General features: G+C 35.8%; 18 protein-coding genes. 4 read left to right on the forward strand and 14 right to left on the reverse strand.

What is annotated here, in order from left to right:
• Window positions 1-158 precede the first annotated feature (158 nt).
• From N2Z58_03500 to rpe, 6 genes are all read right to left on the reverse strand, one after another.
• Window positions 159-833 carry a rhomboid family intramembrane serine protease gene (locus N2Z58_03500; GenBank protein ID MCX7653730.1) on the reverse strand — a complete coding sequence of 225 codons (675 nt, stop codon included), beginning with the start codon at window positions 831-833 and terminating at the stop codon, window positions 159-161.
• 220 nt (window positions 834-1,053) lie between these two features.
• Window positions 1,054-1,407, reverse strand: coding sequence for a YbaB/EbfC family nucleoid-associated protein (locus N2Z58_03505; GenBank protein MCX7653731.1), 354 nt, complete (start codon window positions 1,405-1,407; stop codon window positions 1,054-1,056).
• A gap of 85 nt (window positions 1,408-1,492) precedes the next feature.
• Window positions 1,493-2,581 carry an FAD:protein FMN transferase gene (locus tag N2Z58_03510; GenBank protein MCX7653732.1) on the reverse strand — a complete coding sequence of 363 codons (1,089 nt, stop codon included), beginning with the start codon at window positions 2,579-2,581 and terminating at the stop codon, window positions 1,493-1,495.
• Window positions 2,545-3,567 (reverse strand): AmmeMemoRadiSam system radical SAM enzyme, encoded by a 1,023-nt coding sequence (amrS, locus tag N2Z58_03515; GenBank protein MCX7653733.1) that lies wholly within the window; start codon window positions 3,565-3,567, stop codon window positions 2,545-2,547. Before amrS ends, N2Z58_03510 begins: the two co-directional genes overlap by 37 nt.
• A gap of 17 nt (window positions 3,568-3,584) precedes the next feature.
• Entirely contained in the window at window positions 3,585-6,083 is a 2,499-nt protein-coding gene (locus N2Z58_03520) for a DNA polymerase III subunit alpha (protein ID MCX7653734.1), read from the reverse strand.
• Window positions 6,071-6,721 (reverse strand): ribulose-phosphate 3-epimerase, encoded by a 651-nt coding sequence (gene rpe, locus N2Z58_03525; GenBank protein MCX7653735.1) that lies wholly within the window; start codon window positions 6,719-6,721, stop codon window positions 6,071-6,073. Before rpe ends, N2Z58_03520 begins: the two co-directional genes overlap by 13 nt.
• Window positions 6,722-6,891: 170 nt before the next feature.
• Between rpe and N2Z58_03530 the strand changes: the two genes are divergently transcribed.
• The 3 genes from N2Z58_03530 to ybeY are packed head-to-tail and all read left to right on the forward strand — an operon-like array spanning window position 6,892 to window position 9,710.
• Window positions 6,892-7,848, forward strand: coding sequence for a PhoH family protein (locus N2Z58_03530; GenBank protein ID MCX7653736.1), 957 nt, complete (start codon window positions 6,892-6,894; stop codon window positions 7,846-7,848).
• Between the two features lie 2 nt (window positions 7,849-7,850).
• Window positions 7,851-9,233, forward strand: a complete 1,383-nt coding sequence (locus tag N2Z58_03535) for an HDIG domain-containing protein (protein ID MCX7653737.1) — start codon at window positions 7,851-7,853, stop codon at window positions 9,231-9,233.
• Between the two features lie 9 nt (window positions 9,234-9,242).
• Window positions 9,243-9,710, forward strand: a complete 468-nt coding sequence (gene ybeY / locus N2Z58_03540; protein ID MCX7653738.1) for an rRNA maturation RNase YbeY — start codon at window positions 9,243-9,245, stop codon at window positions 9,708-9,710.
• Here ybeY and N2Z58_03545 read toward each other — a convergent pair.
• Window positions 9,699-10,436 carry an MBL fold metallo-hydrolase gene (locus N2Z58_03545; protein MCX7653739.1) on the reverse strand — a complete coding sequence of 246 codons (738 nt, stop codon included), beginning with the start codon at window positions 10,434-10,436 and terminating at the stop codon, window positions 9,699-9,701. The two genes, ybeY and N2Z58_03545, sit on opposite strands and share 12 nt — an antisense overlap.
• Window positions 10,437-10,498: 62 nt before the next feature.
• On the opposite strand from N2Z58_03545, the gene N2Z58_03550 reads away from it, so the two are divergent.
• Window positions 10,499-11,479, forward strand: coding sequence for a polysaccharide pyruvyl transferase family protein (locus N2Z58_03550; GenBank protein ID MCX7653740.1), 981 nt, complete (start codon window positions 10,499-10,501; stop codon window positions 11,477-11,479).
• A 42-nt stretch (window positions 11,480-11,521) separates the two neighbouring features.
• On the opposite strand, the gene nuoF (N2Z58_03555) is transcribed toward N2Z58_03550, so the two are convergent.
• The 7 genes from nuoF (N2Z58_03555) to N2Z58_03585 form a co-directional block, all read right to left on the reverse strand.
• Entirely contained in the window at window positions 11,522-13,132 is a 1,611-nt protein-coding gene (gene nuoF, locus N2Z58_03555; GenBank protein MCX7653741.1) for an NADH-quinone oxidoreductase subunit NuoF, read from the reverse strand.
• Entirely contained in the window at window positions 13,129-13,614 is a 486-nt protein-coding gene (gene nuoE / locus N2Z58_03560) for an NADH-quinone oxidoreductase subunit NuoE (GenBank protein MCX7653742.1), read from the reverse strand. Before nuoE ends, nuoF (N2Z58_03555) begins: the two co-directional genes overlap by 4 nt.
• Before the next feature lie 86 nt (window positions 13,615-13,700).
• The gene (gene nuoF / locus N2Z58_03565) at window positions 13,701-15,533 is read right to left on the reverse strand and encodes an NADH-quinone oxidoreductase subunit NuoF (protein MCX7653743.1); all 1,833 of its coding nucleotides are present in this window, start codon (window positions 15,531-15,533) and stop codon (window positions 13,701-13,703) included.
• Window positions 15,534-15,570: 37 nt separating this feature from the next.
• The gene (locus N2Z58_03570; protein MCX7653744.1) at window positions 15,571-15,951 is read right to left on the reverse strand and encodes a (2Fe-2S) ferredoxin domain-containing protein; all 381 of its coding nucleotides are present in this window, start codon (window positions 15,949-15,951) and stop codon (window positions 15,571-15,573) included.
• A complete protein-coding gene (locus tag N2Z58_03575; protein MCX7653745.1) occupies window positions 15,948-16,448 on the reverse strand; it encodes an NAD(P)H-dependent oxidoreductase subunit E in 501 nt (166 codons plus the stop codon). Before N2Z58_03575 ends, N2Z58_03570 begins: the two co-directional genes overlap by 4 nt.
• Window positions 16,449-16,587: 139 nt before the next feature.
• Window positions 16,588-17,430 carry a DMT family transporter gene (locus N2Z58_03580; protein MCX7653746.1) on the reverse strand — a complete coding sequence of 281 codons (843 nt, stop codon included), beginning with the start codon at window positions 17,428-17,430 and terminating at the stop codon, window positions 16,588-16,590.
• Window positions 17,431-17,448: 18 nt separating this feature from the next.
• A complete protein-coding gene (locus N2Z58_03585; protein MCX7653747.1) occupies window positions 17,449-17,715 on the reverse strand; it encodes a cupin domain-containing protein in 267 nt (88 codons plus the stop codon).
• Window positions 17,716-17,733: the final 18 nt, after the last annotated feature.

Genomic DNA, 17,733 nt, shown 5'->3' on the forward strand with positions numbered 1-17,733 from the left:
ACTGTATACAGAAACCCGTGAGAGTTGAACAAAATAAGTATATCTTCTACTTTTTGGGACACATCCTGTTGAAAACATAGTGACGAAAACGTTATTAAAACCAAAAAAAGTACAACACTCTTTTTCATTCGAGTCACCTCCCTTTCGCTCTTCTTTAATCAAAATAAAATATCTTTTACCAATAGTCCATAAGCAGTGGTTACTATAGCTATAATAATGTACGCTACAATTTTCCAAACTCTCTCTGCCTTGTAGGTATGATAAACCGGCAATCCATAACCTAATAATATTCCTGTTATCAAACCACCAATATGCGCTGCATTGTTTATCCCGGAACCTGGCACAAATCCAAGAATTATGTTTAACACAATCATTGGAAGTAAAGCACTACCTGTTATGGGTTTTAGAAAAAATGGTGTATCTTTTCTAAAACCTGCACCAAAAAGCGTACCGACTAAGCCAAATATTGCACCACTGGCACCTACAGATAGAGAATCATAATAGAATATCTGAGTTGCAATGTTACCAATTATACCCGATAAGAAGTAATATACAAGGAATCTGTAAGTGCCGTATATTCCTTCTACGTAATTTCCAAGTATGTAAAGCGCATACATATTGAATCCAAGATGTAGAAAACCGCCATGCATAAACATTGCCGTAATAATTCTGTACCATTGACCAGAAGATATAAGTGGCCCATATTGTGCACCAAAGGCTAAGTAAATGATCTCATTTTTGAAAAAGAACGTTTTTGTAATATAGAAAACGAGTAAAATTAAGGAATTAATCATTATTAAATAAAGGTATGCGGGTTGGCTTTTATTATTCAAATTTATCACCTCATCATTGTTTTTTTTATTATACCATAACGAAAAAAACAAAGCAGCACCCTTAAAAATAGTGCGCTGCTTTTTTGTAACACTATTTCATCAGTAAATAGCGATGAAAAAAACTGTTGCTGTTTCTTACACGATTTTTCATCACGATCTTAGCAGCAATTGTTTGAATATTTTTTCAGTTTTCAATTTCAAAACCGTAAAATAGTCAATTTCAAGCAAGAGGATTGTATTTTGCAATTATTTCGTTTGTCTTTTCCTCTCTTATTTGATCGACTTTTATCCAGATTTCATTTATAGCAGTTTTTAGAAGATCTTTGAACATATCTTGATCTTCGAGTATGTCGGTTTCGTAAATTATGTCTTTTATCTGTCTATCGCATGTAGCAATAATTTTCAATGCTCCACCAACTTCAACTTGAACTTCTTCATTTGCAAGCAATGTTTCGAGATTTTTTAATTCCTCTTCCATCTTGGCTTGTAGTTTTTGAAGCTCTGAGAAGTTTTTTGGTAAGCTTGTTCCTGTACCACCAAGGTTCTTTCCTCCAAAGCTTTTTAGTTTTTTCATCTTTCTCTCCTCCTTGATAGTTTATTCACATGATTTTTATTTCGACACTTCTTAAGAAAAAGCACAATACTACTTCACTGTATTTTTATTTATCTGGATTTTCGTATATTACGAAGTTATCTGTTTGGAGTGATTTAATCTTTACACTGTCATTTATTTTTTCTTCGTACACAAGAAGTACTTCAGCCCCATATTTTGGAAAAAGAGTCCTTGTAAACAACCAATTCTCTTTTCCAAGCACAAAAGCAGCAGTTGAAAAGGCATCAGCGATTACCGGATCTTCAGATATTATCGTTGCACTTATTGCTCCTTTAGATGGATAGCCTGTCTTGGGGTTTATAATGTGATGATAACGCACATTATCAACGATGAAAAATCTTTCGTAGTCACCGCTAGTTGCTATTGAACCAGATTTCATGTAAACAAATTTTATATTTTCCCCAGGTTTCCCACGTGGATCCCTTACTCCTATGATCCAGTTGGTCTTACCGTATTTTGGACCGAGTATCATTATTTGACCACCTGTTTCGATGAAGCCATGGCAATTCTTGTCGTATTCTTTTGCTATCTGGTACGCCCTTTTCAAAGCGTATCCTTTCAACATCCCACCAAGATCGATCCATGCTCCATTAGTTTTTACTTTCTTGTTTATATAGTCTATTGAGATCTTCTGATAACCAGAATCAGCAGCAGCTTGCGCTATCTGAGTTGCAGTTGGTATTTTAAACTGTTGTGTGGCACTTCTTTCTGTAAATTTACTAAATCCCCACAAATCGATAAGTCTTCCAAGTCCAGGATCAAATGCACCTTCAGTTTGGCGCGCAAATTTTAAAGATAAATCAATCAGTGATAGAGTTTCATCATCAACATCAATCCAATCCTCTGAATGGTTTATCTGATATAAAATACTCTTAGGTGAATATGCATCGTATTTACTTTCTAACCTTTTCATTTCTGAAAATATAGCTTTTGAAATAGTGGACGAGTTAACTTTGGATGCAATTCTTATTTTAACGTAAGTACCAAAGATGTAGTCTTCAAAATCCTTGTATTGACCGGTCTTACCGGATATGTAAAGAAGGTAGATTGCAATCATCACAAGAAAAATAACTATCACAGAAAAAACTACAACTCGATTCAAAACCATAATTTCTCTATAATCTGGTTGCTGCACACTGTACACCGCCCTTCATTATCAAGATTTCTTATATCAATTGTGTATCCCTTTCTAATTATAACCACACTTCCACAATTTGGACAATACGTGCTTTCATACTTTTCGTCCCAAACATTACCAAGATAGACATAACTCAGATGCCTTTTTGCTATGTTATACAACTCCACCAATGTCTCAACACTTGTTGATGGCAAAGAGTACTTGTAAGCTGGGTGATACCTAGACAGATGTAATGGTATTTCTTTCGATATCTTAGATAAATGCTTGAACTCTTCCTCAAGTTCAACCACGTTATCATTTCCTCCAGGAACTATAAGAGTTGTTACTTCAACGTGGATGCCATTTCTTGTGCAATATTCTATGGTTTGCAAAATACTTTGGTAATCTCCACCACAAACTTTGCGATAGAACTCGTTGTTGTATGCTTTAAGATCTATATTCATCGCATCTATGTAACTCCCAAGTCTTTCAAGGGGGTCTTGGTTTATGTAACCATTTGTAACGAGTACATTTTTCAACCCGCTTAAATGTGCAAGCTTTGCGCATTCGTAAACAAATTCGTACCATACTATCGGTTCGTTATAGGTATAAGCTATACCAATGTTACCCTTTTCTTTGTATCGAACTGCGATTTCTACCAATTCCTCAGGTTCGATGTATTTTATATAGTACGGTCTTTGTTGAGAAATCTCCCAGTTTTGGCAAAACGCACATACGAAATTACAACCCCAACTCCCAACTGATATGATTGAGCTACCAGGATAAAAATGATACAGAGGCTTTTTTTCTATTGGATCAAGTGCTATAGATGTTATTTCACCGTAATTCAGCGAATAAAGTACACCATCGATGTTTTTCCTTGCTTTGCAAACTCCTGTTCTATTATTTTGTATAGAACAATTGTGTGGACATAAGTTACATTCGATCAATTTTTGGTCTGTATCCTTTGTCTTCCAAAATAATGCTACATAGTTAGATTTCATGGGATCACCCTCTAAAATCATTTTTTTACAAATGTTTTGAAATCGTTTTGAATAGGTCTTGCATTCTTTATTAATCTTCCGTTTGGAAGCACTATCTCTTCTACTCCAAGGCTGGATGATGTTCTAGAAATCTCTGATCTTGTTGGCATGTGTTTTAGTTGATACGAGACACTCAAATGACCTACTTCAAACTTATCCGGATAAATAAGCGTGTAGTCACCATCTGGCATTTGTGTTTTGAAAACACTTTTTCCATCAGTACCAAATCCAGCTTTTACAGAAACATGAATACCATATGGTAAGTCCAGAGCGTAGGCAACACAATAGGGTGCAAGGTGATTCTGAGTTTTTGTTGGTAAAGATATCGGCACTTTAAGAACTTCGTATTCCATGTTGGTTCTCTCCCAATCATCTTCAACTTTTGTTTCGTCCAATTTTATTATTTTACCAAATATTTTTCCTCCAATTCTTGCCACCTCCGGATTGAATCCACTTCTAAAAGTCCTAAGCTTTTGTATTGCCTTTCTTCTACTATCAAACAACTCATCAAATGTTCCTATCTTTACAAGCGCTTCTATCGCGGAAAGTGGTAAATCTGCTTTTTCAACAAAATCTTCAAAATCCTCAAAGTTCGTATTCTGCAGTTGTAAGGATTTTTCATAGGAAATGCCCGGAAGTACATAAAGTGGTAATCTATATACTTTATCATCTTTACCTTCTTTACTTGAGAGCGAGTTAATTTTTGGTGGTAAAACCTTATAGCCAAGAGCCTGAAGATTATAGATCGCCTCACATAAAATAGAGGCATCATGCTTCAAGTATACATCGTAGAATAACTTTGGATAATTAACTTTAAAAAATGCCATGTAGTATGTTAAGTGTGCATACGCTATAGCATGCGATTTGTTAAACGCATATTCCCCAAATGAAATTAAACTTTTTGAGAGTTCTTCACCATCTTTGCCTAATTTTTCAGTTAATGCATTTTTGACGATTGTAATTAATTCAGCAAAATCGGAAGAGTCTTTTTTAGCTATAGCTTTTCTAAGCGCATCTGCTTGCCTGCTCGTAAGTCCCGCCAAATTCATCGCTATTAACATGATTTGTTCTTGATAAATGGGTAGTCCGTACGTTTCTTGCAAAATGTCAAGCTCGTATTTTCTTTTTTTCTTAAGTTTGAGAGTTCTTATCTCGTTTGTTATTCCAGAACGCAATGGACCTGGTCTGTTCAGAGAAAGGGCAATCGCAAGTTCACGAATGTTTGATGGCCTTACGTCCCTTACGACGGATTTACCGATGGAGCTTTCAAGTTGAAAAATGTTGTCTGTGAAACCAGCACATATGTATTTGTAAGTCTTCTTTACAGATTCGTTGTTACTTTTTGTATTTATGCTGTTTTTTAGTTCTTTGTAAATACTGAGTGTTTTCAAACCGAGTACATCAAACTTTACACAACCAATTGACTGTAAGTCATCCATATCCCACTCAAGTGTTTCTGTTAAGGGGACTATCGGCACGAAGACAGGATTTGTGGATATTACAACACCTGAGGCATGCGTCGAGCGCTGTAATGGAATTTTCGAAAGAGTTTTCTTAACATCATCCGGTAGAGTATCCAAAAATTTTTTTGGTATGGATGAAAAGGTACTAATGTTGTAAACGTATCCAAATTCTTCTCTAAGTAGATTTATTAATTTTTGTCTCTTGACATCTTCCGTATCCAAATCTATATCCGGATAATCACTTCGCCCTTCGTTAAGAAATCTTTCAAAGAGCAAACCATACTTTACCGGATCTATCCTTGTTATTCCGAGTCTGTATGCAACTAAGCTTCCAACTGCGCTCCCCCTCCCCGGTCCAATCTCTATATCATTGCTTTTCGCAATTTCAATTATACGCTTTATAGTGTAGAAGTAATCTTCGAACTGGAAAGATTTTATCAATTTTATTTCCTTTTCTAGTCTATCTTTGTGTTCATTTTCCTTATTCAACAACTCACCCAAAAAATCACTCGGTGGCTTTGGCAAATTCTGATATGAACGCAGTATATAATTAGGCGAAGGCAATGAAGCTTCTATCAGACAATCAGATAAACCACTGTGTGTTCTCAAATTTTGTTGTATATAATCACAAAAAAGTTCATATACGTGCCTCTGTTGGGGTAGATAATATAACGGCATCACTTCAAAATATGTGAATTGTTTTTTCAATGTATCAGTTGTGCTTTTATCAATAGGTTTGGAATTGTAAAATGTCAAAAATTTGTAAAACTCCTCTGTGTTAGTGAAAACGAAAACAACGTTATCAATCCGATATCCTATGTACGAATCTACAACATCTTTATACTTCTGGGCTACACTAAGAAACTTAATAACACCATGGAATGTTGAATCCGAGATTACAACACCATCTACTTTGTTTTCCAAAATAAATGAGAACAAATCATCGAAGTTTATAATTGAACCTTCAAAAGAGTAAGGCGAAACGAAAGACAAAATCTTTCTTATTTTTTGCAATTCTTTATCTCCTCCCACAATTGAGGAAGCTTATTATTTCTAAAAACACCATAACCCATAACAAGAATATCAACTCCGAGTTTAATAAGTTCCATTGCATTTTCGTTTCCAACGCCTCCATCGACGGCGATTTTAAATGCGTAATTTCTCTCCTCTCTTATTGAAGCAATTCTTCTAATCTTCTCAAACATTGTTGGAATAAATTGTTGACCTGAAAAACCTGGATTAACTGTCATAACAAGTATACCATCAACATACGGTAGGATCTCTTCAAGCGTACTGATGGGAGTAGCAGGATTTAAAGCAACGAATGCTTCTGCACCAAGTGATTTTATAAATTGTAAATTTCTGTGTAAGTGAAAACAAGTTTCCTGGTGAATAGTTACTCTTGTTGCACCTTTTTCAATGAACATTTGAATGTGATTGTCCGGATTTGTCACCATCAAATGCGCATCTATTGGAAAATTTGTGAAATTTCTTAATGTTTCTATCATAGGATATCCAAAGGTAAGATTTGGTACAAAATGACCATCCATAACATCAAGATGTATCTCGTCGATGTAGTTCTCAACCCTTTTTATTTCTTCCTTCAAACTTCCTATATCAGCAGCCAAAATAGATGCGGATATGATAGCCATGTTATTCCTCCTTTTACGAATGTTAAATTAGTTCTTTAATATCTAAATGAATTTTGAACCTATGTGATACAGTAGAGAAAAGTTGTTCATTTATATTTTAACAGATTTTTCTAATTTTCTGGTATAATTATACTTGTAAAAATGCTAAATTCAATTACCGAGGTGAGTGTGTGAATTTAAGAAGGATCGTGGTACCTAAGGATGTAGCCATAGTTGAGATACTTGGTCAATATGACAACAAAGCCAGATATCTGAGAAGAAGATTCAACGTCGAAATAGCTGTTATTGACGATGAAATAAGAATCAAAGGAGAAGATGAGAGAGCAGTTGAAGTAGTTGAGAAAATACTAAGAGAAGTAGTTAACATAACCAGGGATGGTCACCTTCTTGATTGGACGGAATTTGAATATATAGTTGAGGAAAATGAAAAAATCGAAAACCCTCAAGAAGTTTATAAGAAATCTGTTGGAAAGGTTAAAGCAAAAACTGAAGGACAGAGGAAATACCTTGAGGCAATAGAAAAAAACGACATAGTTTTTGCAATAGGTCCTGCTGGGACTGGGAAAACTTATTTAGCTTGTGCAATTGCTGTAGATTACCTAAAATCTGGTAAGGTACAGAGAATTGTCTTGACGAGACCTGCTGTTGAAGCAGGTGAAAAGCTTGGATTCTTACCAGGTGACTTGACCGAAAAGGTCGATCCTTACCTACGCCCACTTTATGATGCGCTAATAGATATGGTTGGCATAGAAAAATTCATATCCTTTAGGGAAAAGAATATTATAGAGATTGCTCCTCTTGCATATATGAGAGGAAGAACTTTAAATAATTCTTTTATAATTCTTGATGAAGCCCAAAACACTACATATGAACAAATGAAAATGTTTTTAACACGTATGGGATTCGGGTCAAAAGTTATAGTGACTGGTGATATAACGCAGATAGACATACAAGAAAAATCTGGGCTAGTCGTTGCTCAAGAAATACTTAAAAATATCGAAGGTATAACCTTCGTCTATTTAACAGATGCTGATGTTGTAAGACATCCTCTCGTAAAGAAAATCATACGGGCATACGATAACTTCGAGCGTGTTCAAAGAGAAGAAAAATCAGAGAAGAGGAGATAGACATGCAAACAAAGCATTTAGAATCGGATATGCTAAAGAATGAAGCATTTATATACGATGGAATAATATTGGCGCTCATAATTAGCGTTGCTAATAATATATATGAAATAAGCTTACTTGGACTTTTAAATGAATTTATACTAATATTGGTTATTTGGTATGGAATTGTTGAGCACTTTATAAGGAACTCAAATATAATGAATGTAGATCCAAGGTATAGAATATTGTTTTACGGTATTTTTCTAATTGGAAGCGTTTTAAATACTGTTATATACAAGATTTATGGAATTACATTCATACCCATAACTGCTGTGCCTATGCTTATTACTTTGTTGATAGACTACGAGTTTGGAGCCAGCGCAGGTTTGATACTTTCACTTTCAACGGCATTCCATTATCGAGATTTCTTCATGTTCCTCCATTTCTTTCCTCAGGTTTTCATAGCAACATATATTCTTAAGAATACCAAAAATAGAGTGCAGGTTGCAAAGGCGGGTGTTGCATCCGGTATTACGAGCATATCGATGATCCTACTTCAGGAACCAGTTCGCCATTTCTATTTTTCTGTAAAAGATTATATTATAGTTTTTCTGAATCCTGTTATCTCCTCCATAGTAATTCTTGGTATTTTACCATACATTGAAGTATCGACAAGAATATATTCAAATATAGGGCTATCTGAAATCTCAACCATTAATCATCCACTTCTAAAACTTCTTTCGATTCACGCACCAGGAACTTACTATCACAGTATGCGTGTAGCCGAGTTAGTTGAAAGGGCAGCCGAGAGTATAGGTGCTAATGCAATACTTGGAAGAGCGTGTGCGTATTATCACGACGTAGGAAAATTAAGAAATCCTGAGTATTTTATCGAAAATCTAAAGAGTATAGAAGACAACCCGCACAATAGTCTACCTCCGGATGTTAGTTCAAAAATCATTAAGAAGCACGTTAGTGATGGGATAGATATAGTTAGAAAATACAGACTCCCAATACAAATTGAAATGGCAATTCCACAGCATCATGGTACAAGAGTCCAAAAATACTTTTATAAAAAAGCACTCGAATTAGAACCGAATGTAAATATACAAGATTACAGATATCCTGGTCCCAGACCAAAAAGTAAGGAGCTTGCAATTTTAATGCTTGCTGATGTAGTCGAGGCAACAGCGAAATCTCTTAAAAATCCAACACTTGACAAGATAAAATCGGTGGTTGAAAACACTGTGATAGAATTATTTGAGGAAGGTCAGTTAATTGAAGCAGGTTTGACAATAAATGAGCTAAAGACTATAATAGATAGTTTTGTTCTTGTTTTTGAAGGATTATCTAACCAAAGAATTGAATATCCAACCTTAAACCAAGAAATCGAAACCACAGGCTGAGGTGATGAAATGATAAAATTTGAAAATTACCCCGAGGAACTTAAGAAATTTTTAGATTCAGCAGGTGATAGTTTTGAACAAATCGTTCAAAACGAAATTGGAGATGTCTACATCGAATTTATATTTGTTGATTCAAATACAATGGCAAAGTTAAATACTGAATTCAGAGGAAAACAAGGAGCAACTGATGTGCTTACCTTTGTTTACGGAGAGGATAATCTAATAAAGCAAGACGTAGGGGATGAGAATTTTATTCAACCTTACGCTGAGGGATACTTGTGTATTGATGTTATAAAAGAAAACGGAGAGAAATTTGAAAATCCGTTTGAAAAAGAATTGTTGACAGTAATAATCCATTCCATACTCCATATGGCAGGATACGATCATGAATACAACACAGAAAATGCGCAGGAAATGTTCGATAAACAGTCAAAATATGTTGAACAAGTTTGGAGTAGGTTGAGTTTAAGCAATTAAATTTCTAATACTCCATTCAAGCATCTCAGGGTGAAGACGTTTCGAGAAATTTTCGTCATGTTCCAAGTCCGTTGGGCTTAATTCTCCAAATATCAATTTCCGAATCTTTTCAATGTATTCTTTCATCTTTACAATGCATTTATAGTCACCGAATTCACCATGACCCGGCACGATATATTTAACCTGTGGCATTTTTTCAAGTGTTCTTAACCACGCATTAAGGTTACTATCCTCTACTATCTCTGGATGAATTGTGTTTATTACGGTATCACCAGCAATCACAACATCTTCGTCTTGTATGTACACAAAAGAAGAATCTGGTGTATGGCCAGGACCATGTATAAATTTTATTTTTAAACCATCTTCGTATTCAAATGTATCATCAAATAACACATCGGGTAACTTGGGTGTGAAATATTCTAAACCAAGTGTATCAAAATAAGATTTATCAAAATTTTCCATTTTTTGACGTGTTAAAACATGTGCAACAATTGGGCAGTCAAAAACGACATTACCAAACGTATGATCAGGATGATAATGAGTGTTTAAAACAAGAGAAATAGGTTTTGATGTCAATTCTTTGACAAATTTGACTATACTTTTTGCTTTTTCGGGAAAAAGAGAGGTATCTATGAGTACAACACCCTTTCTACCTATTACGATAACGTTGTTAGCAGCTTCTTCGTGCTCTATTACGTATATGTTTTCCGTTATTTTACGAACCATTAAACTTCACGCTCCTATCTGCTTTTCCATTTAAAATATTCTTCAAAGGGGATTGATATTCCTTGAAAGTATTGTTGGTTGGATACTATGGTTATGGAAATTTTGGCGATGAACTAATGCGAGAAAGTATTGAAGACTTTTTTCGTAAATTCCATGTGCAATACAAAGTAACCTTACCCAAACGAATCAACAAAGATACGGTTTCGCGTTTTAATATTTTTGAAATGATAGAAGCTGTTTACGATAGTGACATTGTAGTATACGGTGGAGGTGGTTTGTTACAAGATATTACAAGCACAAGAAGTTTTTTGTACTACTCTAGTATAATTCAACTCAGCCTTTTGTTACAAAAACCTGTTATTCTGTTTGGAAACAGCCTGGGACCTATTAAAAAGAAAATTAATAGATTTATTCTACGAAACCTATTGAAAAATAAGAATGTCTTTCTGTTTGCTCGTGATATAGTTTCCTATAGATACGGAAAATATTTAAATGAAAATACAGTGATATGTTGTGATCCATCTGTTAGGTATCTAAAAAAAATTCAGCCGGAAAAATCAAACGAATACGAATTAATTATTATCCCAAGAAGAAGCTCAAATGTTTATAAATACGACGTATTAAGAAAGTATTTTTCAAAAATAGTAGTGTGCCCAACGCAAAAAACTGATATTGAAGTTTCAAAAGTTATTTCAAATAGATTGGATTGCGAATTTTTTGAGAATAGTGGCAATATTGATGAACTACTTTCGTTAATATTATCGTCAAATTTTGTTATATCTGAAAGGTTTCACCCATCACTTGTTGCTTCTTATTTTGGTATACCTTTCATCTCTCTTGAAGGACTTAAAACCAGTAGATTTTTTATGAAATACACTAAACGAAAAGAATTTTTTGCAAGAGATACAATAGGTATTTTAGGAAGAATTCAGGCTATAAAAAATCAACCTCTTGATTTAAAAAACATAATGGATGAAGAAGTAGAAAGAAATTTTAAGGATCTTTACAGGTTAATGATAAGACTTTCTTCAAAGGTAATTTAAAAAGCAAGAGCACTCGTGCGAGTGCTCTTGTTTTTTTAGACTTCATTTTACATTTGCTTTCTTTTTGATTTCTTTGCACAAATTTGCTTTACATATTCTTTGATCTATATGTTCAATGAACTCTTCTCGAAAATTGTTTATTAAAGATAAGAGAGGGACGTTTATACTCTGACCTAATCCACAGAAGGATGCATCTGCACTAACAAGTGCTATTTCTTCTAAGTATTTCAAATCTTCAATATCAGCTTCAAACTTTGTCATCTTCTCAAGAATATCGCATGCTAATCTCGTTCCTTCTCTACATGGCGTACATTTTCCACAAGATTCGTGTTTGAAAAACTGCATTGTGTTGAGAGCAATATCCACAACGCAATGTGAATTATCTATGGCAAGAATAACACCTGAACCAAGGCTAACACCGTAGTTTTTCATTGAATCATAGTCAATCGGTGTGTCGAGTTTATCAATTCCTATAAATGTTCCCGCAAGTCCGCCAGTTTGTACCATCTTTAGTTCTCTTCCACCCTTAATTCCGCCACCAAAACCGTAAAGTACCTCTCTTACAGTAACGCCCATAGGTAACTCAACCATTCCACGTCTATTGACATCACCGACAAGACAAAAAACTTTTGTGCCCGGTGAATTTGGTGTTCCAAACTGCTTAAACCATTGTGCACCGTTGAGTATTATCTGTGGTACGTTTGCAAGCGTTTCAACATTATTTATAACTGTCGGTTTGCCAAAGAGTCCAGATTGAGGCGGATAAGGTGGTTTTAACCTTGGCTTTCCGGACTTACCTTCGATTGATTCGAGTAAAGCTGTTTCTTCACCGCACACATAAGCGCCTGCTCCAAGTCTTACCGTAAGATCAAAATTGAATCCACTACCAAGTATATCTTTACCAAGAAATCCATATTCATATGCATCACTTATTGCCTTTTTCAAATTCTCAACAGAGTTATAATATTCTCCCCTTATATAAATATATCCTTTTGTTGCACCTACGGCATATCCGGCTATAACCATTGCCTCAATCACCGAGTGTGGATCTCCTTCCATGATTAACCTATCTTTAAATGTGCCCGGTTCTCCCTCATCAGCATTACATACTATGTACTTTTGGTCTGCCTTGGCTTTGGCGGTAAATTCCCATTTTAAACCAGTCGGAAATCCAGCACCACCACGCCCTCTCAAACCACTGTCCTTTATTTCTTTAATGACATCCTCAGGTGACATTTTAAGTGCTTTGTTAAGCGCGAAATATCCATCTCTTGCTATGTATTCGTCTATGTTTCTTGGATCTATAATTCCTATATTTCTTGTAACTATCCTTACTTCCCTGAGCACAAATTTCTCTGGTGTTTTGAGCGCAGTTTTTTCTATCGTCAAATCCCATACTTGTCTTCCTTTGAGTAGGTGTTCTTCAACTATTTTTCGAACTTCTTCCTTATTTTTTACTGAATAGTATACATCATCAGGCAATACTTGGAGTACGACACCGTTGTATGAACCAAGTGACACTGTTTCCAGAACGGTGACAACCGATGAAAGATTGTATTTTTCTATCAGATCTTTCATGTAAGTTGAAAATTCTCTTGCACCAAGTAATATACTGTTACTGTCTACTGAGATGAGCACCGTGATTGGAGTCATCTTACCTCACCGCCTTTCAAAGTTTCAATTATGCGTTCCACTTTTTCAATGGTGAGGTCACCGTAGTATTCATCATTTATCATAATGACAGGCGAAACACCACATAAACCAAGACATCCAGTTTCCTCAAGTGTGAAAAGTCCATCTTTTGTTGTTTCACCGAATTGAACTCCTAACCTATTTTTCAAAAATTGAACAATTTCTCTTCCACCAGGAACGTGACAAGGCAAACTTGTGCAGACTCTTATCACGTATTTACCTCTTGGTTTTGTAGAAAACATTGTGTAAAATGTGAGCACTTCATATACTTTCGATGACGGAATGTTCAGTTCTTCAGCAATCATTTCCCCTACTTCAGGTGGAATGTAATGACTTTGGTAATGATCTTGTACGCGGTGTAATAAATAAATTAAGATATCTCGTTCTTCCAGTTGTTCTCTTTTTATCTCCTCAATAATACTTCTTAACTCCGTGCGATCCACACACCTTCCCTCCCCAACTAAAATAAAAAATTTTCGAATAAAAAACAAGGTGAGCAATCTTTGATAGAAGATGCTCACCTTAACTCTCATTTTGATACAGTTGTTTCTATAGCGGGGGTTACTTTATTTATAGCACCAAACCTACACACTTCGATACAACTGCCACATCTCACACATGCTTCTTGATCTATTTCGTGTACTTTTCGCACTTCTCCATATATTGCATTTGTTGGACACACTCTTGCACAGGCGGTACATCCTACACACTTTTCGGGTATTATCACATAACTGATAAAGGATTTGCATTTCTTAGCTGGGCAGATGTTATCTTTTACGTGTGCTTCGTATTCGTGTCTATAATATTTCAGTGTGGATAATACTGGATTTGGAGCAGTTTGACCAAGACCACATAACGACGAATCTTTTATAATCTGCGCAAGATCTTCAAGTTTTTGGATATCTTCTAGCGTACCTTCACCTTTTGTTATTTTATCAAGCAAATCGTACATAACTTTTGTTCCGTCACGACATGGTGTACACTTACCGCACGATTCATCTACCGTGAATTCGAGGAAGAATTTTGCCACATCAACCATACAATCATCTTCATCAAGTACAATCATACCACCTGAACCCATAATAGCGCCAAGTTTTCCAAGAGATTCATAGTCGACGGGCGTATCAAAATATTCTGCAGGGATAACACCACCACTTGGACCACCCGTTTGTACGGCCTTTATCTGTTTACCTTGCGGATGCCCGCCACCAATTTCGTAAAGAAGTTCACGTAATGTTATTCCCATTGGTACTTCCACAAGTCCTGTATTCCTTATCTTACCGGCAAGTGCAAATACTTTTGTACCAGGAGATTTTTCTGTACCATACTGCCTAAACCAAGATGCACCTCTTAGTATTATCGGTGGCACCAACGCCAAGGTTTCAACATTATTGATTACCGAAGGTTTACTCCAAAGACCTTTTTGTACAGGGAATGGTGGTTTGACTCTTGGCTGACCTCTCTTTCCTTCTATTGAGTGCATTAATGCAGTTTCTTCACCACATACAAATGCACCTGCACCTATTCTTATCTCTATATCAAACGAAAATGCAGTACCAAGTATATTTTCACCAAGGAAACCATATTCATGTGCAGTCTCTATTGCTCTCTGTAATCTTTCAATAGCTAACGGGTATTCAGCTCTCACATAAACAAATCCTTTTTGCGCGCCTATTGCATATCCAGCAATTGTCATCGCTTCTACGATTGAGTGTGGATCACCCTCGAGGACAGATCTATCCATAAAGGCACCCGGATCACCTTCATCTGCATTACATATCATGTATTTAATTTCTGACTTTTGCTGTCTTGCAAGTTCCCATTTTAATCCTGTTGGAAATCCTGCGCCACCGCGCCCCCTTAGGCCACTATCTTTTATTTCCTTTATGACCTCTTCAGGTGTCATCTTTGTTAAAGCCTTGTGGAGTGCAAAGTAACCATCTCTTGCTATGTATTCCTCTATGCTTAACGGATCAATAACTCCAACGTTTCTCAGTGCTATTTTCACTTGTCGAGCGAAGAACGGTATCTCTTCTTGAGCTGGTTTTTCCTTTATAGTCAATTTTTCCTTAGCGCCTTCGAACAAAAACTCAGGAACAATACGTCCTTTAAGGATATGTTCTTCCACTATTTTTTCAGCAGCCTTGGGTGTTAATTTTTGGTAATAAACTGCGTCTGGGTAAATAATGGCAAGTGGTCCAAGGCTGCACGCACCCATACAACCAGTTTCAACAACAGAAACAACAGCGTCGAGCCCGTATTCTCTTAACTTTCTTTCAAATGCTTGTTTTACACTCTCTTCACCAGCAGATATACAGCCACCACCAGCACAAATGAGAATTGTATTAGTAGTTAATGCCACACTCTTCGCCTCCTTAAGATGTTTGCTCTACTTTTACTTATCCAACCTCTCCTCTTTTAACAATCAAATCTGAAACGACTTTACCTTCTACTATGTGCGTTTGCACTATTCTTTTTGCATTTTCGGGTGTAACATGTCCATAAATTACAGGTTCTTGCCCTTCAAGTGAAACTTCGATCGTAGGTTCAACTTCACACAATCCCATACAGCCTGATTGTACCACAGCAATGTCATCTATCTTAAGCTCATTCATATACTCAACAATGGTTTTAAGTGTATCTTTTGCACCTGCTGCTATACCGCAAGTCCCCATTGCGACTATGATTTTTCCTCTTTTTCCGCTTTCTCTCATCTTTATATTTTGAAGTGCCTGTTCTTTTATTTTCATCAATTCCTCCAAACTCTTAACTTTACTCATTGTGCCCCACCCCTCCTGTAAGCTGTTATTATCTTGCTAACCATATCGGGAGTTACTTTACCGTAAAAATCTTTCTCGCCAACAAGAACAACTGGTGCCATACTACAGGCACCAAGACACCTCACGGCGTGTACAGAGAAAAGTCCATCTTCTGTAACTTCTTCAGCTTTGACACCAAGCTCTTCAAGAAATCTTTCCATAACTCTGTCAGCACCTTTAACATAACATGCTGTCCCAAGACAAACCTTTATTTGGTGTTTTCCCTTGGGTTTGGTTGCAAAAAAATTGTAAAAAGTCACAACCCCGTATACTTCAGATACTGGTACTTCTAATTTTTCTGCTATATACTCCTGCACTTCTTGAGGCAACCAACCAAATAATTCCTGTGCTTTGTGAAGTACACCTATGAGTATTCCAGGTTTGTCTTTAACTTGTTGAATATATGCATCCAACTCCTCGTAAAGTTCTTTGTGGTGTTCACATACGGCCACACACATCCCTCCTTCACACTTCGTGATTATTATAACATGGTACAAAAAAAATTCATATGTCAAAATACTATGCATTTTCGAAGATTAAGTTCAAATTCCAGGATTATTTTCAAGTATGGAAGTAAATCAATGTAGATTCAATTTTTCACAAGATGAGGGAAAGTAATACTATTATCATGCCGATTACCTTTAAAAGGCTAAGACCTTCGTTGAGAAAAATTAGAGCTAAAATTGTTGCAACAATAGGTTTCAGAAAAAAGATCCTACTCGATTGTGCCGTTCCTAAGTATTCAATTGCCTTGAAGAAGGTTAAATAAGCAACACCAGTAACAATAAAACCAAGATACACAAGTATCATCCACTGAGAAATATCAAGAGTTGGAATTTTCATTTTTTGTGATAAAAAGATTAACAAAACATAGATTACAGCAGAAGAAAGAGAAGAATATGCTGTAACTTTAAGCGCACCATATTTCTTTGTGTATTTTCTCATGAGTACAGTGTACAGTCCGAATGTTACAGCAGCAATTATTCCATAAAATATACCCAACCACGAATCACCGCGAATTTTTCCAAAACTAAAAACCACAAGTCCAATGAACCCCAAAAATATACCAACATATTTTCTGATGGGGTATCTCTCCCTCAAAATCAACCACGCAAAAAGCGACACAAAAATTGGATTACTCGCTACAAGTGTTGCTGCCGTGGACGCATTTGAATATTTAATTGACAACTGTAGAGTGGTCATAGAGACTATACTGTTTAAAGCACCTATCAACGTTATTGGAATAAAATCTTTAGTCAAAATATCTTCTTTAACAAAAAGCATTAATGTCAAACCACCAATAAGAAACCTAAACGCTGTCATAAAAAAAGGATCCACTTTACCCATCAGTGGCTTAGAGACAACTTCTATGCTCGAAAAAGATAACAAAGTAAATGTAAGGTAAAAATAAGCAAACATTTTTTTACGATCTTTAGTCATAACACATCTCTTAATTAGTCATCCAATAAAGTAATGTTTGAAAATTTTTCTTTTAACATGCCAAGTACATTTTACATTACCGGAGAATCTAACCATATCACCTGCTGAAAAGTTAACTTTAGTCCCATCATCAAGTGTAACTTCCACTTCACCTTCAACTACATAAAATTGTTCTGGCTCGTCGTAATACCAATCAAATATACTTTCTTCTTTGCTCCAAGTTGGCCACCTTTTGGCTTTTTCAATCTCCTCTTCAGAAGGTTTCCATATTCTTACCTTTTCCATATGTTCCACCTCCGTTTG

It is taken from the genome of Fervidobacterium sp. (assembly GCA_026419195.1).
GTDB lineage: Bacteria > Thermotogota > Thermotogae > Thermotogales > Fervidobacteriaceae > Fervidobacterium.